The sequence below is a fragment of the Ligilactobacillus sp. LYQ60 genome, from assembly GCF_045033015.1.
Lineage (GTDB): Bacteria > Bacillota > Bacilli > Lactobacillales > Lactobacillaceae > Ligilactobacillus.
The window spans coordinates 1-17,877 of record NZ_JBJFZV010000004.1; the positions used below are offsets into that span (position 1 = coordinate 1).

Consider the following 17,877-nt stretch of genomic DNA (forward strand, 5'->3'; position numbering starts at 1 on the left):
CCCTAAGACTACTAACACTGTCACTGTTATCGTGTTCCAATTAATTTTCTTTTTCATTTTGATTTCCTGTTTCTTATTTTATTTGTTCATCCGTTGCGTTCATCTTTCATGTTAGGTTTAACAGATTATCTGACCCCCGATAAATCCCAGCAACATGGTGAACATGACTAGCCGGAAGATGCGCTTCACCCTTGGAAACAACAATGTAGGCTTCGACACCATCGGATTGTTTTATTACTGATTTAATGTAGAGACTTTTACCTGAAATATTATGTGGACCACAAGCATAATTTTTATAAGGCAGAGCTGCTAACTGCTGGTTATTTCTGTCTGAATATTTTTCCCAATAACCCATTCGTGACCTCCTCTATTCAAAACCAATTAATTTCCCCATCTTTTTTGAACACTCAAAGCCATCTATATACATCTTTACTCCCTCCGTTCTTGCATCCGCATCTACTTCAAATCCTAATTCTTTATTTCCATTTATATATCCCTCAATTGAAATAAAATACATTGGTGTCATATGCGTTTTCTGATACTCAATCGTAATCGTCTTAATCGCATGCCGTTCATCTTGTTTATGAACATAGCGCTTAATCTTTGGCGTTTCTTCCTTCACCAAGTTAATCAACTCTTCATGCTGTTTAATTTTTTCTTCGTGCTGCACAATAATCCCCCTGGTAATTTTTATCCCTAACACCAACCCTAAGACTACTAACACTGTCACTGTTATCGTGTTCCAATTAATTTTCTTTTTCATTTTGATTTCCTGTTTCTTATTTTATTTGTTCATCCGTTGCGTTCATCTTTCATGTTAGGTTTAACAGATTATCTGACCCCCGATAAATCCCAGCAACATGGTGAACATGACTAGCCGGAAGATGCGCTTCACCCTTGGAAACAACAATGTAGGCTTCGACACCATCGGATTGTTTTACGATTGATTTGATGTAAAGATTACGGCCTGCAACACTATGTAACCCGCAATTATAATTTCTATATGGTAAATTTGCTAATTGCTAGTTATCATAGTCTGAATATTTTTTCCAAAAATCCATTAATATCCACCTCTACTCAAACCCAATAAGTTTCCCTGTTTTAGTAGCACAGTCAAATCCTCCTATGTGTAATTTAACCCCTTCTGTTTCCGTATCTGCTTCTACTTCAAATCCCAATTCTTTATTTCCGTTTATATATCCTTCGATTTCAATAAAATTCATTGGTGTAAGATGCGTCTTCTGATACTCAATCGTAATCGTCTTAATCGCATGCCGTTGATCCTGTTTATGAACATAGCGCTTAATCTTTGGCGTTTCTTCCTTCACCAAACTAATCAACTCTTCATGCTGCTTAATTTTTTCTTCGTGCTGCACAATAATCCCCCTAGTAATTTTTATCCCTAACACCAGCCCTACAACTACTAACACTGTCACTGTTATCGCGTTCCAATTAATTTTCTTCTTCATTTTGATTCCCTGTTTCTTATCTCCTATGTTTATTCTTATAATATTAGCCAAATTATTTATTTAAGTTTTTAGTAATTTCAGGCAATTTTATCGCTGCTGCTTTTCCAGCCTGACCAAACAACACCGTTTCCAAGTCGTTCGCGATACCTGTCAGTTTACTATTAAGATTACTTTCAATTGTCTTCATATTCGCCATTGCAGTTTTAATCTCAGCGTTAGTTACCGCCTTAGCTGCTTCGGCTATTCCCTTAACCGCTTCCTTCTCAACTGCTTTTTTAGCATCTTTTAACTTATCGCCAACTTTAGAGAAATCCGATTTGATGTCATCATAATCCTTTTCAATTGTGCTCCATACACTCATTTTGTTCCTCCAACATTAAATAATTGCGTTACACTCGATATTGTTGACATCCGACTTGCATTACTTTGATCTGTAGTATTGATATTATCCGCTGCGCCACTTAGTCCTTGTGTATATCCCGCCACCAGTTCTGCAACGTTATTTAATTCCTCTATTCGTCGCTTTAACTTCCGACATGGTTCAGTAACGTACCGGTGATAGGTATAACCAACATCATGAAAAACACCAGTAATCTCACTTTCCGACAAATCGGGTGCTGCTGTTTGAGCTGAAGATTTAGCATTCTTATACTGCGACGGTAACGATTCCTCTAATCCTTTGACTAACATAGTGGCCTCCTCTACAGCAGTCTCCATGGAAGCAGTTAGTTCCGCAGCGCTTTTATTAATCCCAGATGGACTACCGCCAACTTGCATTGATTCAATTAACAAAAACACATCTTCAGCCACTCCAGAACCGGAAAATAAGGGAAGCCGTGATACTTCCTTACAATACTTCAGATTCCCATGGTGAAAAAAGTAGCCACCCCACATGTGTTCACCCTTTAGCCCCTTATATTTGTTAGGACTAATAATTTCCATCAGATAGCCTGTATGAGGATACAAGGCATAACCCATTCCCACTACGTCTTTAGTATCAATATACGTATATGTCCGGTTACTCAAAATATGGGCATTTTCAAGCTCTGTTTTGGTTAACGTATTCATCATATTAGGCGACTCATAGCACCGCACGTTTTCAATCCGTTTTAGATACCTACGTTTTACACGACAACTAGCAACATAGGCGGAACTTCCACCATACGAATGCCCAGTTACGACAAACTTAGCATGACTATAGCGTGCCATTTCCTTATTCAAAATACTGGCTGCATCATGAAAACCTTCTGGTTGACTTTTAATTCCTACCAACTGATTACCTGCTCCAATAAGGTCGTTAGTCCAATCGGCTGGTCCATTACCGCTGAGATCTGCTGGACTATTAGATCCCCGGTAAATCACCGCAACATGATGGACATGACTTGGAGAAAGATGCGCTTCGCTTTTAGGAACAACAACATAGGCTTTAACACCGTCGGGTTGCTTTATTACTGACTTGATATAAAGTTTATGTCCGGCTACTTTATGAAATCCAAGTCCGTAATTTTTATATGGTAAATTTGCCAGCCGTTGATTACTTTTATCCGAATAATTTCCCCAATAACTCATCGGCATTCTCCCCTATTTAATTAGTAAACTCCCATTAATTTTTGTAACTTAATTGAACAACTAAAACCATCCACGTCTAATTTTTCACCTTCGGTTCCAGTATCTGCATCTACTTCAAATCCCAATTTCTTATTTCCATTTACATATCCGTCAATTTCAATAACAGACATCGGTGTTATATAGGTCTTTTCATACTCAATCGTGATCATCTTAATCACATGCCGCTCATCTTGCTTATGAACATACCGCTTAATTTTCGGTGTCTCTTCCTTCACTAGACTAACTAACTCCTCATGTTGTTTAACTTTTTCTTCATGGTGCATAATAATCCCTCCCCCAATAATTAATATGCCAACAACGATCAACAACGTCGTCCACTTAATCCTCTTTTCCTTTTTCATCTTGCTCTCCCACCCTTTGTTTCTCGCTAGTGTATTCCTGTTTTAACTGAATTAATAAATTCTCAGTTTGTTTATTTAGCCCAAAATACTCCTTTTCGCAACGGTGCTGAAAAGTCGTTTCCGTTCATTGATAAGGGGGTTTATCGGCCAAATGAATTTCCCAATCCCTTTCTTTTCATTAGTGTCAACCACGTGCAACAGCAAACGCAACACCTAAAATCCGTTAGCTCCGAAGCCCAACAATGGTTTGCGGAGTAGAGTGTAACTAATATCTCTCTAACATAACCCCAAATCTTAGACATAAAGTCTAAAATTTGGGGTCAACAAATTTTTATCACCATTGTTTTGCTTTTCCCGATATTTTTTAATTAATCCTTCCACTTCGTCAATATCCGCTGCATTAAAGCAGTGCAACATTACATCTGAACCCAAACTTTTAGGGTATATAACACCCCCATACTCGAAATATTGCTCATCATCAACAACATTCCAACTAACAATCATTAACAGTATATTTTTGATTCGAACTATGGTTCCTAAAGGATATATATTCATCTAATCCCCCATACGATTCATCTAAAACACTTTTGAACAGCTTTTAAACACATACACGGCAAATAGAGCAATATGAAATTAGCGCAAGACATCGTTTGCAAAAAAACGATGCACGTTTGTGTTGGCAGATTTTCTGTACCAAGGAAATCAAAATAACTGTGAACATCATTTTTAATTAAGTTAAAGCACCATTCTAAATATATAAGTGACAACAGTTCAAGAACCACAAGTGCTAAACAATAATACGTGCCTGCTTTCAAAGCAATCCAATAGAATCCAACGCTCATTGCTATAAAAACCACGGCCAATATTGCACCTTTTATTCTGTTAACTACATTAAAGAAAAAATAGATTGTGAACATTACTGCTTCAAAAGTCACATAAGACAAAATTAAGATAATAAATGTTATGATTCCCTTATTTGAAAATGTTTGCGCGGCAATAGAGAACAAAAAATCAAAGACTACAGTCGAAATAATAAAAATTAACACAGATACACAGCCGGTTAAAAAAACATTTTCTGCGTCAACAACGTCCAATAATAACCTTCCCAAAACAAAGCCTATTATTAAGTAGGCTATGAATTGAAGATCTACACTAATATTAGGAATGATTAAAATAATATTATTTTTAAGGCAAGTTATAATTATGACGCCCATCAACATATCAAACACATATCCCAGCATTAGCGATATATACGCACATTGTTTTTCTTTTTCGTCACTCACTCTACTTAGCTTACCCATGATATCACTCTCCTAAATCACGATCGGTAACCCATGATGTTATTTCAACGGCAACTATACTGAATTTTTCTAATATTAATTTCTTTCCCACACGTTTCGTTGCTAATTTACCTTTTCCCCACAAACTTAACCTTACAATCGTGAGAATTTAATAAAAATGGTAAATTGTTAATTATTGGTTACTACAATCCGAATAACTTCCCTAATAACTCATTAACAATATGTCTTTGATTCGAACTATGGTTCCTAAAGGATATATATTCATATCGTATCTCCTTAAGCATTAACAAAATATGGACCGGCATTGACATTATCCAAACCTTTGCTTTATTTTAGGGATTACCATAAAAGGAAGCCAGAATAATTCTACCCATAAGGTTGGTATTTCTTCTAAAACAATACAAATTACAATCGATAATTTAAGCGAGCTATTCGATAAATCTTGATAAATTTCGTTATAAACCTTCGATACATATTCGTGTAAATGAATGATTGATAACAATTCACATAAAACGCATAAACCCATATAGCATATTCCTACATGTAACATAAAGTAACAGACAGTTACCGTTCCAAAAATTAAACATAGTAGTATTATTAACCATACATTGGCTGTTAAATTACACTCAACGCCGTTAATAGCTACAATAACAATGTCAAACCCCATGACAAGTAAAAAAAATATTACAAATACTACTACAGAATGATAATTTAAAGCTGTTGTAAGTAAGAGACCAGCTAATGCTACCAGTGATACCACGAACACTACTAAACTAATACAAGATAAAATAATATTTTTATAGTCTGTAAAATTAAGTATCATCATTCCGGCTGATACAATTACAAAACCATCAATTAAGAATTGAATGTCAATACTTATCCCCGGAATTTGGGGAACAAATCCGTATTTAGCAAATAATATACTAGACACTGCGATTAAAACATATATACCGTATACATTTAAAAACGACAACAATGTATATCTTCTAGATAGCCGTTCTATATCTTTCATCTTAATTATTCTCCTAAATCTCGATCAGTTATCCACGATGTTCCTTCAACTGCAAGCGTACTTCCTGCAATTCCACCAATTCTTCATTCCTTCAAGGGTACCCCGCCCACGGCTAACATCTAATGTAATATGCCCTTTTTTCACAACGCTCTCCTCCATTAATTCTGAATCTCATCCAAAAATTCAACCTGACAATTCTTTAAATTCAACGTAAACGTACTGTTAAGCCAAAAAAGAATTGGAGTGACTTGTAACAAAAAATATGGCCCAACTAAGTTATTCGGCATGTCAAATGTAAGCCAGAGTCCTAAAACCTCTAATGCGCTCATCATAAAAAGTCCCGGTAATATTCGGAGAAGATCTTTCCCCGGATAAAGCCGAACTCGATACAGGGTGACACCCTGCGGAACCGTATATTTATGTGACCCATATTTCACAAAAAGAATCCCGAATATTATGCTAAATGCAATACTAATCACTGGCGGAATATGGAATATAACTGCATTGCCATTTCTACTCCATAAGTACCCGATTATTGCGAGAACTAGCCAAACGTAGAGTGGCCAACCAATATCACTTTGCTGATTAACATCATCGACTGTCTTCCAACAATAAATTGGCATGAACCACTGTAAAAACGGGAAAACCAGAAACAAGAAACGTTGACTGCTAATAAAGTTATACTTTTCTCCTGATTCGAGGGTAATCTTTCCCAAGAAATATTTATTTCCTTCCACGTATGCTTTTCGTTTCAATGTTTTTCCCTTTTCTATTAGTTCCAGTGACGATTATTTTTATCTTCCCGCAGATTCTTCATTATCAAGAAACTCAACTTGACAATGCTGAAGCCTCATTACCGTAAAATGACTTACATAGAAAAAAGCCATTGTAGCTGTAACTAATAAATACGGGCCAGCAAGATCACTAGGCATTGTTATTGTAAATGCCAACGCAGCAACCTCTAACAGAACAGCTATCATAAAAGCCGGTAATGCAGATAATGCTTCTTTACTTGGATAAAGCCGAACTTTATATAAAGTAACCCCCCGTGGAACCTGATACTTATGTGACAAATACTTCATAAAAAGTATTCCAAAAAGGGTTATAGCTGTAATGCTTAGTATAGGAGGAATTCTAAATGATAAAGATGTGTCTCCCTGCCCCTTTAAATAAGCCCAACAAGTAAAGATAACTAATACATTAAGCGGCCACTTAATAGTACTATTTTGATTCACATCGTCGGCTGTCTTCCAACAATAAATCGGCATGAACCACTGTAAAAACGGGAAAACCAGAAACAAGAAACGTTGGCTACTAATAAAGTTATATCGTTCCCCTGATTCGAGGGTAATCTTTCCCAAAAAATATTTATTTCCTTCAACGTATGCTTTTTGTTTCAATGAACTGCCTCCATCCTAGTTAAATCCTCTTACCATATCATTATTTATCTGCTCTTCTTTCTGTAAATCGCGTTTTGTTTGTTTGTCCAACTTAGGACTCATACGGTTAGTTACTTGACGTTCTTCGTGTGATTTTTTTTCAAACTCCCTCGGTTCATCCTTTATGATGAAAAAATTCACATTACATTAAGTAGCAAAGCAGTTATCGTTTTCGCAACCACGTCTCTCGCAGGAACATGGATAATTATCCTTCTGTTTTCAGCCACACTCAGATGCTTAATTCCTTTCTTGGAAAAGTAATACCAAACTGTCGTGAATCCAACCGTGATCATGAGAAACGCATTTAAAACAATGTGCACTCGATGCAAGGTAATTAATCCTGCAATTCCTAAAAGGACAGGTCCAATTGATAATAACAACCCTGCTCCCGAAATTCCGTCTGAAACTGCTGCCAAGGGATACCCCCTATACTACTTATCTTGACTAAGATCAATCGAATGGTTAAACAGTAAGAATGGCATCAAAACATGCTTAATTTCTGTAATAAAAAACCACCAATTTCCCATCTCTTCGATGGTAATTCGTCCCCGGTTAACGCCTGATGTAATATGTTCCAAAATAATTCACCCGATTACCTTAGAATCGTTACTGATGACATGCAGTTTATTTTTCGCCAAAGAGCTTTTCCTCTTCGTCCTGTTCGCTATGCTCAACTTTTGCCAGTGGGATTTGATTCTTCTCCTGCCATTCAGTAAAGACCTGTTGGAATCGTTCTTCGTCCTCATCGGCGTAGCCTTTAAAAACTACCTTATCAATCTGTTCCGAGTTAAAGAAAAAATCTTTCTTTTCTTCTGATCCCATCGGATATAAGCAACCTTCGTATTCAAACATACGTTCTTGCCCATTAATCTTAACTATAATCGCTCGATTAATGATCATCGTCTTTGTAGTTCCTTCTTTTAAATAAACAATCGAACCTAATGGTAATAACATGACCTATTCCCCCAATTCTTGTTTTCCTTTTGATTCCCCTTCATCAAGAAACTCAACCTGAACATCACCAACATTAAACGCAGATAAATCATACGTATGAAGTACTAAAGCTAATAATAATCCGGCAAAAAACTCCGCCAGTAGATTATTATCAAATATTTCCACAACAAAAAAGAATAATAAGAACCAAAAAAGAAATGTTCCCATAACACTACGAGCAATTACTTCAGAACGATCGGCATGAATAATCGCTCGTCTCTTTTTGAAAACTTGCACCTTCTTAAGCCCGTTTCGTCGATATACCAACAAAGTAACCGTTAATCCTACAGAAATCATGATAATGATATTCACAATCGGGTGGGCGTGTTTCAACGTTATTAAACTTAAAAGTGGCATGGTTACTACGCTTAACGGTCCCAATATTCCAATCCTATCCATGGAATGCAGAAAAGGATGAGGGTCATCAGCAGGTAGTTGAATTCCCTTATCATCAATTTCATATAATGAAATTGGTCGGTTAAAAAATGAGAATGGCATCAAAATATGCTTAATGTCCATAACAAAAAACCACCAATTCCCCATTCCTTCGACGGCAATTCGTCCGCGATTAACATCTGGTGTAATATGTCCCTTTTTCAAATTTCTTACCTCCTAATTAATTTCCGGTATTACAGGGATATTCATGTGATATTTTTTGTTAATTTGATCAATATCATGCGCATTACGGCCATACGTATCAGTAATATAATCCATCACACGATTAGCAGGATGTCTAAACCATGGTTTTCGGTACGCATAATTCCATGCTTCATTAACGCCAATATCGACATCCCCAGCAATCCTTACTCCGCCAAATGACGCGGTAATAATACCTGCTTCTGCTCCTAGTAAAGGCCCCATCAGGTCTTTATTAATCGCCGTTCCTGGATTCATCTTTGTATTTAAATCATGACCAAATCCATTAAGAGCTTTTCCCCATTGGTATGCAGCGTAAGTAACCGCAGTTCCCTTACTTAAATAATCCCCCACCACAGGAGTAAACCTTGCACCCATTAGATATAACATGCTCTTACTTCCAATATCGCCATTAAGAAATGAGTCTAACTGTAAATCCAGAAAACCTTCCTTTATGTGGCTCGCTCCCTTTTCTATCCCCGACCTTAGGACACTGACACCCTCATCTTTTAGCTTCTCCCAAACAGTTTCTATCCCTGTTTGAACTAAATCACTATCTGCAACTTTATCTACTAACTTCCCATACTTTTCCCATTCACCTTTGATGTATTCTGCCCATTCCAAATCAACCGGAATCCCAAACACACCATTTACAACAGTCACCGACTGCATAACGTGTGTTCCCTGATCAAAAGCAGCACTTAATTCATCTATATCACCAAAAAGGGCGCCTGATTCCCCGTCATAATTTCGGAAATGCTGAAGAATTTGTTCTGCCTTTTGCAGGCGCGCTTGCGCATCTGTTCGTACTCCCTTAGTAGCGTCTGCAAATTTGTCCCCCGCCGACTTATCAATCTTATTGAGTGCTTTTTGCATATCATCAATCATCGAAATTTCGCCTTTGGCACTCGTAACTTCTTCCTGCAGTTCATCCTCACTATGACTCTTAGAATCCACCTTAGCGACATACTGCTGCGGCAACTTAGTTGTCCCCTGCTTAACTGCTTCCGACAGCATTATCGCCGCCTGTAGCATAGGAACCACTACAGACTCAGCGTAATCTTTAACGTGAGTACCTCCCATTCCACTTATATCGCTTGAAGCGGCCTGGGCAACTGTCGCACTAATTTGTTGAATATTGTTTCCTAATTCTGTACACGCCTGCTGGCAGGTACTTGCCTGCGCTTGTGAAGCCCCTAGGTCAAACCGTTTTCCCATAATCCTATTCCCCAAACAGGTCCTGTTCTGCTTTCGTTTCGTGACTAACCTGTTGCTTCTCAACCCGCTTTTGCAGTTGATCAACGTCAGCTAACTTAATCTTCTTTTCTTTAAGTAAATCGGCGTAAACTTGCTGGAAACGTTGTTCTTCCTCGTCCTCATAACCCTTGTAAACAACCTTTTCAATATCACTGTTATTGAAGTAGAACCGGCCATCGTCACCGTTAGATCCTTCCGGGAAACGACATCCCTCATACTCAAAGAGCTGTTGTTCACCATCAACTTCAAACACAATCGCCCGGTTAATTATAACCACTTTTACCGTGCCATCTTTCAAATACAAAACTGTTCCTAATGTAATAACATCTGGTTAACCTCCTATTACACAAAGAGGCGGTGTAGGCCGCCTTGTAATTTCTATTTATTAATGAATCTAACAACACAATTTCCCAAATTAGTAAACGCAAATAATAAGCAATACACTACACTTGGTTCGATAAGTGCAATTAAAAGCATTGGGACAATATCATTCTCGGCATACGGAATAAGTATCAACGCTCCTCCGCCCAATAAAATGTATAATACTAATCCTAGAAATGCGTTCCTAAGTCCTTGCTTTCGTGGATAAAGTCGTATCTTATAAAGCTTACAATTACTGGGCACTCTTAACCCTCGCATAATAAATTTCACAACAATAATACTAAGGATTATTAAAATTAAAATAAACGCTGGAATTTTTACTGGAAGATACGCATTACCAGTTATTGGGAAAAGCACTGCTAACAATATTGCAGTCCCAATCGGCGCATGATATTTTTCCCAAGTTTCAACAGTAACAACATCATCACCGCTTTTCCAACAATAGATTGGCATAATCCACTGTAAGAAAGGAAAAAGAATGAACAGCAGTCTTTCTCCCCCTAAGAACACAAACTTTTCGCCTGAACCTAATGTAATTATTCCACGCAAATTCCCATCAATTTTAACGTACGCATTTCGTTTCATTGTTTAAAAATCACCGTTTCCCTACAAACTTAATCTTGCAATCGTGTGGACCTAATAAAAGTTGCGATAATGCAATTGGAAAACATACAAATAAAACAATTCCTAACAAAATATACATTGCGCTGTTCGACATATCTTTTAAAAATATAAGCACTCCAAATATTGCAGAACCAATGTAAAAAAATAACCATCCAGCAACCCGTAAAATTCTTCTGACAGGAGGATATATTCGAACTTTATAAACCTCGCCTTTAGACGGAACCTTTGCCCATCCCGAGAGAACCCGCGTTAGCAAAAACGTTAATGCCACAATGGATACCAACATCACCTGCATCTGCTTGGTGATTAACGGTTTGCTGATATATTCTCCAATGCTGTCCGGCCGCCAGCAATAGATTGGCATGAACCATTGCAAAATAGGGAATAATATGAATAGTAAAGTTTCACCACCGGAGAAGAGAAATATTTCTCCGGATTGAAGCTTGATTTGTCCGTGCAATTTACTATCACATCGGACATCTGCTTGACGTTTCATAATTACGCCTCTCAATCCTGATTTCGATAAAGGTAATTAATTTTCAACTTTCTCCAGAAATTCAACGGAACATTCCCGAAGACTAAGTGCCGATAAATTCCCTGCATAAGAAAATAGCGGTATACATACGAACAGCATGTACGGCCCAATAAAATCACTTGGCATTGTCAGTGTTGCCCATATAGCTATTATCTCAGGAAGTGAAACTAATATAGTAACTAATAACACAAAGGCTCCTCTTTTACCTGGATGAATCTGCACCTTATATAAGGTGGTATTCTGTGGAACCATAAATTTATGTGACATATATTTAATAAATATAATTCCAATAATAATCGCTATACTAAAACTTAATATGGGGGGAATATAAAATGGTAAGGGGAAACCTACCCCCCAATTTCTAGTTAAAGGTATTAAACATATAAGTAAAACAACTGATGGCCAACTGATATTGCTATTCTGATTAACATCATCACTTTCTTTCCAGCAATAAACAGGCATTACCCACTGAAGAAATGGGAACATTAAATACACGAAACGCTGACCACCAATAAAATTGAAGCGCTCCCCCGATTCTAAAGTAATTGTTCCCAAAAAACTTTTATTTCCCTTTATATATGCTTTCTGTCTCATTTTTTCTCCCATATTAGAATGTCCCGCTAAAAGCTAGATGTTATTGAGCACCAGTTAGGCCCGGTATATAGTTTTCAGGTAACTTATCAATATGCGCATGTTCGATAATCTTATCACCCTATTCATTCCCCGCTTAATTTCACGATGTTCTTTTTCTATACTATTTTGATTCCGATAAAGGCAATTAATTTTCGACTTTCTCTAGAAATTCGACAGAACACTTCCGTAAACCCAATGCCAGTATGTTGCCCATACAAGAATAGAACGGCATACATACTAACAACATGTATGGGCCCAATAAATCACACGGCATAGTCAATGTTGCCCAGATGGCCGCTACTTCAGGAAGTGAAGCGACCACATTAACTAATAATACGCATATCCCCACTATTCCTGGATGAATCCGTATTTTATACAAAGTAACATTTCGTGGAACTTTAAACTTACGTTCCAAATATTCCACAAACATAATCCCAACAGTAATTGAAATTCCAAAGCTCAAGACCAGAGGAATATGAAATGGTATTGGAAATCCAACACCCCAATTTCTAGTTAGTGGGATCAAACATACAATTAAGATTGCTAGTGGTATATTAAAATTAATATTCTGGTTAACATCATCACTTTTCTTCCAACAGTAGACCGGCATTACCCATTGAAGAAATGGAAACATTAAATACAAAAAACGCTGGCCACCAATAAAATTAAAACGCTCACCTGAATCAAGAGTAATTGTTCCTAAGAAATACTTATTTCCCCTAATGTACGCTTTTTGCCGCATTTTCTTCTCCTAACCATCAAATCATTAAAAACTAGACGTCGTTGAATAACCATTAGGCCCTGGCATATAGTCTTCAGGCAACTTATCAACATGCGCATGTTCGATAATCTTATCACCCTTGTCCATCTCATGTTTAATTTCTCAGTATTCCCTTCCTACGCTACAATCTACACGATCAACTCCACACGATAGAGCAACACACAAAAGACGAAGCAATTCGTCTTACAGTTCATATTCACGAATTAACCTATCTTTCACTAACAAATCTTACTTCACACTCATGTAAATCCATTGAACCAACCAGGCACATGTACAGGCCACCAGTCCCGCATAATATTACTAATAAGGTGAGTATTATGTGATTTACGGCATATGGGAAACATGCAAATGCAAAAAATAACAACATTATATACATAATCAACCCACGAATTCCTTGATTGAAGCCGTGCCCCTTAGGATAAAAACGAACCTGATATATCTTTTTATTACGTGGAATTCGCATTTTTCGCGTAACGTATCGAATTATCCCGATTACTACTAGAATCAACAATACTGCCCAGATACCTGCAGGTAATTGAAATGGGAAACGAATACTGTAATTCAAAGGAATCCTAGCTAACACAAGAACCACCCCTAGAATTACAACATCATCTATAAAGGAACGTTTATGACTCGAACGTTTAGTAATATCTTCCGCTAAATCATCATCGCGCCAACAAGCAACGGGGAAAAACCATTGTAAGAACGGAAACAATATAAATAAGACGTTTCCACCACTCACAAACACAAACCGTTCCCCCGAACCAAGTTTTAGTGTTCCCCGCAAAGAACCATCACACTCAACGTACGCATTTCGTTTCATTGCTAATTTACCTTTTCCCCACAAACTTAATCTTGCAATCGTATGGATCTAACATAACTTGAGACATGCCTATTGGACAACATACTAATAAAACTAATGTTAAAATCGTAAATGTAAGCTCATTAGATGATTCAGGGAAAAGCCATATACCAACCCAGGCAGAACCAATATAAAAAAATAAAAATCCAGCAACCCGTAAAATTCTTCTAATAGGAGGATATATTCGAACTTTATAAACTTCACCTTTAGAAGGAACCTTCGCCCATCCCGAAAGGATTCGCGTTAGTAGAAACGTTAATATTACAATACATATAAACATCATGATAAACGGTACTTTGAATGGTAACCAAAATGCACCAAGTGGCGGTAAAATTGCCACAATGGCTACCAACATCACCTGCATCCGCTTGGTGATTAACGGTTTGCTAATATACTCTCCAATGCTGTCCGGCCGCCAACAGTAGATTGGCATGAACCATTGCAAAATAGGGAATAATATGAATAGTAAAGTTTTACCACCGAAGAAGAGAAATATTTCTCCGGATTGAAGCTTGATTTGTCCGTGCAATTTACTATCACATCGGACATCTGCTTGACGTTTCATTCATTAAACCCCCAAGATCACTTGTGCTTTTTACTCTAATAAAACTAACTGGGGTTTGTTATTCTCCATTTTCTTTTTTGCTATCCTTCTCTGCCCTTGCTTTCTTGTATTGCTCCTGTAACTCAGCATACTCTTTATCTAGTTTTACTAATTTCGTATTATATTCTTCTGCTAAGTCTTCTAATTGCTGCACACCTGCTCGTCCGGCCTGCCGTGAACGCTCGACAGAATCAGCAAGCACATACCGATACTTGCTCTTCCCTAAATCGTCCAGCATTTCTTTCTGGAAACGTGCATTCTCTTCCGAAACTGACCGTAAAATATCAGTATTCTTATGCAGTTTCTTAATGTCAGCTAGTAATTCTTCTTTTTTATCTTCCAGCTTATGCAACTGTCTTCTTAAATTGGAAATATCTTCCTTCGCCATTAAGCCATTCCCCGCTCTTTGAGTAACCTCTTTAGTGGATCCTGCTCCTCGTCAGGCTGACTAGTATCATCAACCTTTAATTTAGGCAGACCTAAATCTTTCATCCGTGTAGTTAACGCATCATTAAATTTATTAAATTCGTCCGATTCATACCCTTTAAAAAGAACCTTATCAATATCTTCCGTATTAAAGTGAACTGGTTTGTACGCCCCTACACCAACTGGAAAAATACATCCCCGATAATCAAAATAACCTTCCTTACCGTTAAACTTGTAAATTGGTGCGTATGCCGTAATCATTAATTCAGTATTATCAACATCTTTCAGAGTAACTACACTTCCAACCGGTAACACTATTCCTCACGCTCCTTTGCAGTTAAATGGGGAATCTTAACCTCTCCCTTATTAATTTGACCAACCACATACTCGTCAAATTTACGCCATTGATTGTCGTCATACCCCTTGTAGACCACTTCAGTAACGTCATCGTCATTGAAAAACGCCATCTCATCCCCCATTTGTCCTATTGGATATAGGAATGCGCCGTAATCGTAATAACCTTTCTCGCCAGACATGGTACTTTCTGGCATGATTGATACAATTATTAGTTTTGAATCATTCTTTGAAAACTTTGTTTTTACAATTGAGCCAATCGGTAGCATTGAAAGTCCTCCTTTTAAAACGTGCATATTTTTACTTTACATAATGAGTACGCACATAAAGTCCTTCTATTATGATGCAAAGGTATATAATATTAAGCCATATTATCCAGGAAATAATAAAAGCTTCTAATAAATTATAATCAGGAAATGGATCTGGTATTAGCAAAATAATAAAAATACTAAGAGGGATAGCACCAAAGGCATATACCAGGATATAAATAATATTTGAATTAACTATCTCATCATCTTCATTAACTTTCTCAAACTGTTTAGCATCATTTCGTCGCTCAAACTCATAACTAGCTAAACTAAACAAAATTACTGGAATAATCATCCACCATCGAAATGTTAATTTTATACTAGATAAAAATTTTACAAACGGACTAGCCAATGGTACTAGTGCTAGGAAAGCTACCCCCCGCGATGACATAAAATCGTGTTTTAACCGCACAAAGCAGTGTTCCTGCTTGTCATAGCAAATCATTGTCCTATAACCTTTTCCATCATGGTGTTCTTCATGAGCTTTTAAGGCACCATATCTTAAAAAGCGTGCTTTATCAAAATTACCACGTCGTATCATAACTATAATTTACCCCACGTATTTATCTATCTTTCCGTTTATGAAATCATCAACACCACTAGATATCGTTATTCCGGCTATTGTCCCCAACGGGCCATCAAAGATACCTGTAAATGCACCTATGCCATCAAGAGTCAAATCAACAACACTATCTGCCGCAACCTTTAGTGCCGTTCGTTCCAACGATTTTTTAAGCCCTTCTCCATCATGCATATCTTCAGCAAACATTAATACTGCACCGAGTCTCTTTAGAGCTACTTTTCCACCGCCTTCCATGAATTCGCCTATTCCACCACCAAGCCGTTTTAAAAACGTTGATGCACTCCCTAGATGTTCACCAAGGTAGGCCGAATGTTCTGCAATCTTTCCAACTCCGTTTCCTGCATAAGCTATCAGTTTACCCTCACCAGATTCAAAACGGTCCATCCATCTTTCGGTCTTGTTAAGTCCCTTTGCTAAGATTCCGTTAGCAATGAAATCACGATGGCGCTTCTCCACATCACGTGCCCACTTTAAATCTTTGCTACTGGGGGTCTTCATCACAGTGCAACCCGGATCAGTAATATTTTTTGATTGAAGCTGTTGAGCCGCAGCGTTTATATCCGCAAATGTTCCGGTTAATCCGGTAAAGAAACGTGTTGACTCACCACTAAACTCAATTAAATGCTCCTTAATTCGTTCATATTTCTCTAGGCTAGAATTATTTTCATACTGTTGGCTTTGAAGCGAATTTATTGCATTTTGTGCGCCAGGCCCTGATACCTTACTAATCTCGTGATCTATCTTGCGTCCCATTGATTGGTAATGGCGAATTTTTTCATCAAGTTCCTTAACACTCCAACTCCGGCTATCAACCTTATCGGTATAATCACTGTGTAACTTCTTGACCCCATCACGTAGCTGATCACCCGCTGTAATAACCCCCGTAATAGCGGGATTAATTACCGACTTAATGAATGTTCGTGCCGAACGATAGGCCTTTCCTTCAAGTCCATTACTCTCCGTCACATTATCAACTGTGTTCCGTAACTCACGAAACTTATCGTTCAACTTCGAGACGGCTGAACTGGTACTACTTGCTTGTGACGATACTGAACCCAGCTTGACTTTGATTCCACCTGATGCCATTGGTACGCCCCCTAACGTGCTGTTTCTTATCTTACTTGTTTCACTATAATATAGTGAATAATTTCGTATGCCTATTCAACATAATATTTACTTTTCCTTCTTTGTATAAAATTGAATAACCCACACAGTCATAAAATCAATAAATGATAATAGTGCGTAAACCACAAAGTACTCGTTACAGTAGTTTAAAACACACGTATTTAGTTCCTGCTCCAACCAATACAAAAACAAGCTGAATAATTCCATTACCGCAATTAACCCATTTGCCTTCCAAAAATTAGCATGGCTCTTTTTTATTAGTGACTTATCAACTTCAGTGTGGTCTTGCCCTTCGTTTTGATAATTTATTAGAACCTTATCAAGCAGAAAAATACCCAGCGTAATTAACGCTACTACTAGATACCAGTACCAATGTAAATGACATGGAACCTCACCAAATATTCCTAATGGTAGGAGTAACATTGGGACGATAATCATGAAAACCATCGGCACACCCTTAACATTCTTGGCTGATTCAACAAACGTATTGGTAGCACAATCATATAAAATTTGCTTCCGTTCATTCTTAAATTTTCCAATCCTGGGGATTACTCCGTATACTATATATCTAAAATTAATCATTT

At 37.5% G+C, this 17,877-nt stretch carries 29 protein-coding genes; all 29 read right to left on the bottom strand.

Annotation, left to right across the window (positions count from 1 at the left end; all coding sequences use genetic code 11):
• Positions 1 to 106: 106 nt before the first annotated feature.
• Positions 107 to 355, bottom strand: coding sequence for a hypothetical protein (locus ACI3EZ_RS04575; RefSeq protein WP_405025680.1), 249 nt, complete (start codon positions 353 to 355; stop codon positions 107 to 109).
• A 12-nt stretch (positions 356 to 367) separates the two neighbouring features.
• Complete coding sequence (locus tag ACI3EZ_RS04580; RefSeq protein ID WP_405025681.1) at positions 368 to 763, bottom strand: DUF1433 domain-containing protein; 396 nt, start codon at positions 761 to 763, stop codon at positions 368 to 370.
• A gap of 310 nt (positions 764 to 1,073) precedes the next feature.
• On the bottom strand, positions 1,074 to 1,469 hold the full coding sequence (locus ACI3EZ_RS04585; protein WP_405025682.1) for a DUF1433 domain-containing protein: 396 nt from the start codon (positions 1,467 to 1,469) through the stop codon (positions 1,074 to 1,076).
• A 52-nt stretch (positions 1,470 to 1,521) separates the two neighbouring features.
• On the bottom strand, positions 1,522 to 1,830 hold the full coding sequence (locus ACI3EZ_RS04590; RefSeq protein ID WP_405025683.1) for a hypothetical protein: 309 nt from the start codon (positions 1,828 to 1,830) through the stop codon (positions 1,522 to 1,524).
• Complete coding sequence (locus ACI3EZ_RS04595) at positions 1,827 to 3,038, bottom strand: lipase family protein (RefSeq protein ID WP_405025684.1); 1,212 nt, start codon at positions 3,036 to 3,038, stop codon at positions 1,827 to 1,829. The genes ACI3EZ_RS04590 and ACI3EZ_RS04595 overlap by 4 nt, the downstream gene beginning before the upstream one ends.
• Before the next feature lie 20 nt (positions 3,039 to 3,058).
• Entirely contained in the window at positions 3,059 to 3,439 is a 381-nt protein-coding gene (locus ACI3EZ_RS04600) for a DUF1433 domain-containing protein (protein WP_405025685.1), read from the bottom strand.
• 294 nt (positions 3,440 to 3,733) lie between these two features.
• On the bottom strand, positions 3,734 to 3,994 hold the full coding sequence (locus ACI3EZ_RS04605) for a DUF4176 domain-containing protein (RefSeq protein ID WP_405024392.1): 261 nt from the start codon (positions 3,992 to 3,994) through the stop codon (positions 3,734 to 3,736).
• 17 nt (positions 3,995 to 4,011) lie between these two features.
• Entirely contained in the window at positions 4,012 to 4,740 is a 729-nt protein-coding gene (locus ACI3EZ_RS04610) for a hypothetical protein (RefSeq protein ID WP_405025686.1), read from the bottom strand.
• 310 nt (positions 4,741 to 5,050) lie between these two features.
• Positions 5,051 to 5,752 (bottom strand): hypothetical protein, encoded by a 702-nt coding sequence (locus ACI3EZ_RS04615; protein WP_405025687.1) that lies wholly within the window; start codon positions 5,750 to 5,752, stop codon positions 5,051 to 5,053.
• Between the two features lie 158 nt (positions 5,753 to 5,910).
• Complete coding sequence (locus ACI3EZ_RS04620) at positions 5,911 to 6,507, bottom strand: hypothetical protein (protein ID WP_405025688.1); 597 nt, start codon at positions 6,505 to 6,507, stop codon at positions 5,911 to 5,913.
• A gap of 39 nt (positions 6,508 to 6,546) precedes the next feature.
• Positions 6,547 to 7,152, bottom strand: coding sequence for a hypothetical protein (locus ACI3EZ_RS04625; RefSeq protein ID WP_405025689.1), 606 nt, complete (start codon positions 7,150 to 7,152; stop codon positions 6,547 to 6,549).
• Positions 7,153 to 7,328: 176 nt separating this feature from the next.
• The gene (locus ACI3EZ_RS04630; RefSeq protein WP_405025690.1) at positions 7,329 to 7,607 is read right to left on the bottom strand and encodes a hypothetical protein; all 279 of its coding nucleotides are present in this window, start codon (positions 7,605 to 7,607) and stop codon (positions 7,329 to 7,331) included.
• Positions 7,608 to 7,622: 15 nt separating this feature from the next.
• Complete coding sequence (locus ACI3EZ_RS04635) at positions 7,623 to 7,769, bottom strand: hypothetical protein (RefSeq protein ID WP_405025691.1); 147 nt, start codon at positions 7,767 to 7,769, stop codon at positions 7,623 to 7,625.
• Positions 7,770 to 7,815: 46 nt separating this feature from the next.
• Complete coding sequence (locus tag ACI3EZ_RS04640; RefSeq protein WP_405025692.1) at positions 7,816 to 8,145, bottom strand: DUF4176 domain-containing protein; 330 nt, start codon at positions 8,143 to 8,145, stop codon at positions 7,816 to 7,818.
• Positions 8,146 to 8,148: 3 nt separating this feature from the next.
• The gene (locus ACI3EZ_RS04645) at positions 8,149 to 8,784 is read right to left on the bottom strand and encodes a hypothetical protein (protein WP_405025693.1); all 636 of its coding nucleotides are present in this window, start codon (positions 8,782 to 8,784) and stop codon (positions 8,149 to 8,151) included.
• A 12-nt stretch (positions 8,785 to 8,796) separates the two neighbouring features.
• Positions 8,797 to 10,038, bottom strand: a complete 1,242-nt coding sequence (locus tag ACI3EZ_RS04650; RefSeq protein ID WP_405025694.1) for a T7SS effector LXG polymorphic toxin — start codon at positions 10,036 to 10,038, stop codon at positions 8,797 to 8,799.
• Between the two features lie 4 nt (positions 10,039 to 10,042).
• The gene (locus ACI3EZ_RS04655) at positions 10,043 to 10,399 is read right to left on the bottom strand and encodes a DUF4176 domain-containing protein (protein ID WP_405025770.1); all 357 of its coding nucleotides are present in this window, start codon (positions 10,397 to 10,399) and stop codon (positions 10,043 to 10,045) included.
• Between the two features lie 56 nt (positions 10,400 to 10,455).
• Positions 10,456 to 11,043: a hypothetical protein gene (locus ACI3EZ_RS04660; RefSeq protein WP_405025695.1), complete on the bottom strand. Its 588-nt coding sequence runs from the start codon at positions 11,041 to 11,043 to the stop codon at positions 10,456 to 10,458.
• Positions 11,044 to 11,053: 10 nt separating this feature from the next.
• Positions 11,054 to 11,578 (bottom strand): hypothetical protein, encoded by a 525-nt coding sequence (locus ACI3EZ_RS04665; protein WP_405025696.1) that lies wholly within the window; start codon positions 11,576 to 11,578, stop codon positions 11,054 to 11,056.
• Positions 11,579 to 11,614: 36 nt separating this feature from the next.
• Positions 11,615 to 12,211 carry a hypothetical protein gene (locus ACI3EZ_RS04670; RefSeq protein WP_405025697.1) on the bottom strand — a complete coding sequence of 199 codons (597 nt, stop codon included), beginning with the start codon at positions 12,209 to 12,211 and terminating at the stop codon, positions 11,615 to 11,617.
• Between the two features lie 184 nt (positions 12,212 to 12,395).
• Entirely contained in the window at positions 12,396 to 12,992 is a 597-nt protein-coding gene (locus tag ACI3EZ_RS04675; RefSeq protein WP_405025698.1) for a hypothetical protein, read from the bottom strand.
• Positions 12,993 to 13,239: 247 nt separating this feature from the next.
• Positions 13,240 to 13,854 carry a hypothetical protein gene (locus tag ACI3EZ_RS04680; protein ID WP_405025699.1) on the bottom strand — a complete coding sequence of 205 codons (615 nt, stop codon included), beginning with the start codon at positions 13,852 to 13,854 and terminating at the stop codon, positions 13,240 to 13,242.
• A 7-nt stretch (positions 13,855 to 13,861) separates the two neighbouring features.
• Positions 13,862 to 14,458, bottom strand: a complete 597-nt coding sequence (locus ACI3EZ_RS04685) for a hypothetical protein (RefSeq protein ID WP_405025700.1) — start codon at positions 14,456 to 14,458, stop codon at positions 13,862 to 13,864.
• A 58-nt stretch (positions 14,459 to 14,516) separates the two neighbouring features.
• Positions 14,517 to 14,885 (bottom strand): hypothetical protein, encoded by a 369-nt coding sequence (locus ACI3EZ_RS04690; protein WP_405025701.1) that lies wholly within the window; start codon positions 14,883 to 14,885, stop codon positions 14,517 to 14,519.
• The gene (locus ACI3EZ_RS04695; RefSeq protein ID WP_405025702.1) at positions 14,885 to 15,238 is read right to left on the bottom strand and encodes a DUF4176 domain-containing protein; all 354 of its coding nucleotides are present in this window, start codon (positions 15,236 to 15,238) and stop codon (positions 14,885 to 14,887) included. Before ACI3EZ_RS04695 ends, ACI3EZ_RS04690 begins: the two co-directional genes overlap by 1 nt.
• A complete protein-coding gene (locus tag ACI3EZ_RS04700) occupies positions 15,238 to 15,546 on the bottom strand; it encodes a DUF4176 domain-containing protein (protein ID WP_405025703.1) in 309 nt (102 codons plus the stop codon). Before ACI3EZ_RS04700 ends, ACI3EZ_RS04695 begins: the two co-directional genes overlap by 1 nt.
• Before the next feature lie 31 nt (positions 15,547 to 15,577).
• Positions 15,578 to 16,126, bottom strand: a complete 549-nt coding sequence (locus ACI3EZ_RS04705) for a hypothetical protein (RefSeq protein WP_405025704.1) — start codon at positions 16,124 to 16,126, stop codon at positions 15,578 to 15,580.
• 9 nt (positions 16,127 to 16,135) lie between these two features.
• The gene (locus tag ACI3EZ_RS04710) at positions 16,136 to 17,254 is read right to left on the bottom strand and encodes a T7SS effector LXG polymorphic toxin (protein ID WP_405025705.1); all 1,119 of its coding nucleotides are present in this window, start codon (positions 17,252 to 17,254) and stop codon (positions 16,136 to 16,138) included.
• 87 nt (positions 17,255 to 17,341) lie between these two features.
• Positions 17,342 to 17,875 (bottom strand): hypothetical protein, encoded by a 534-nt coding sequence (locus ACI3EZ_RS04715; protein ID WP_405025706.1) that lies wholly within the window; start codon positions 17,873 to 17,875, stop codon positions 17,342 to 17,344.
• Between the last annotated feature and the right edge of the window lie 2 nt (positions 17,876 to 17,877).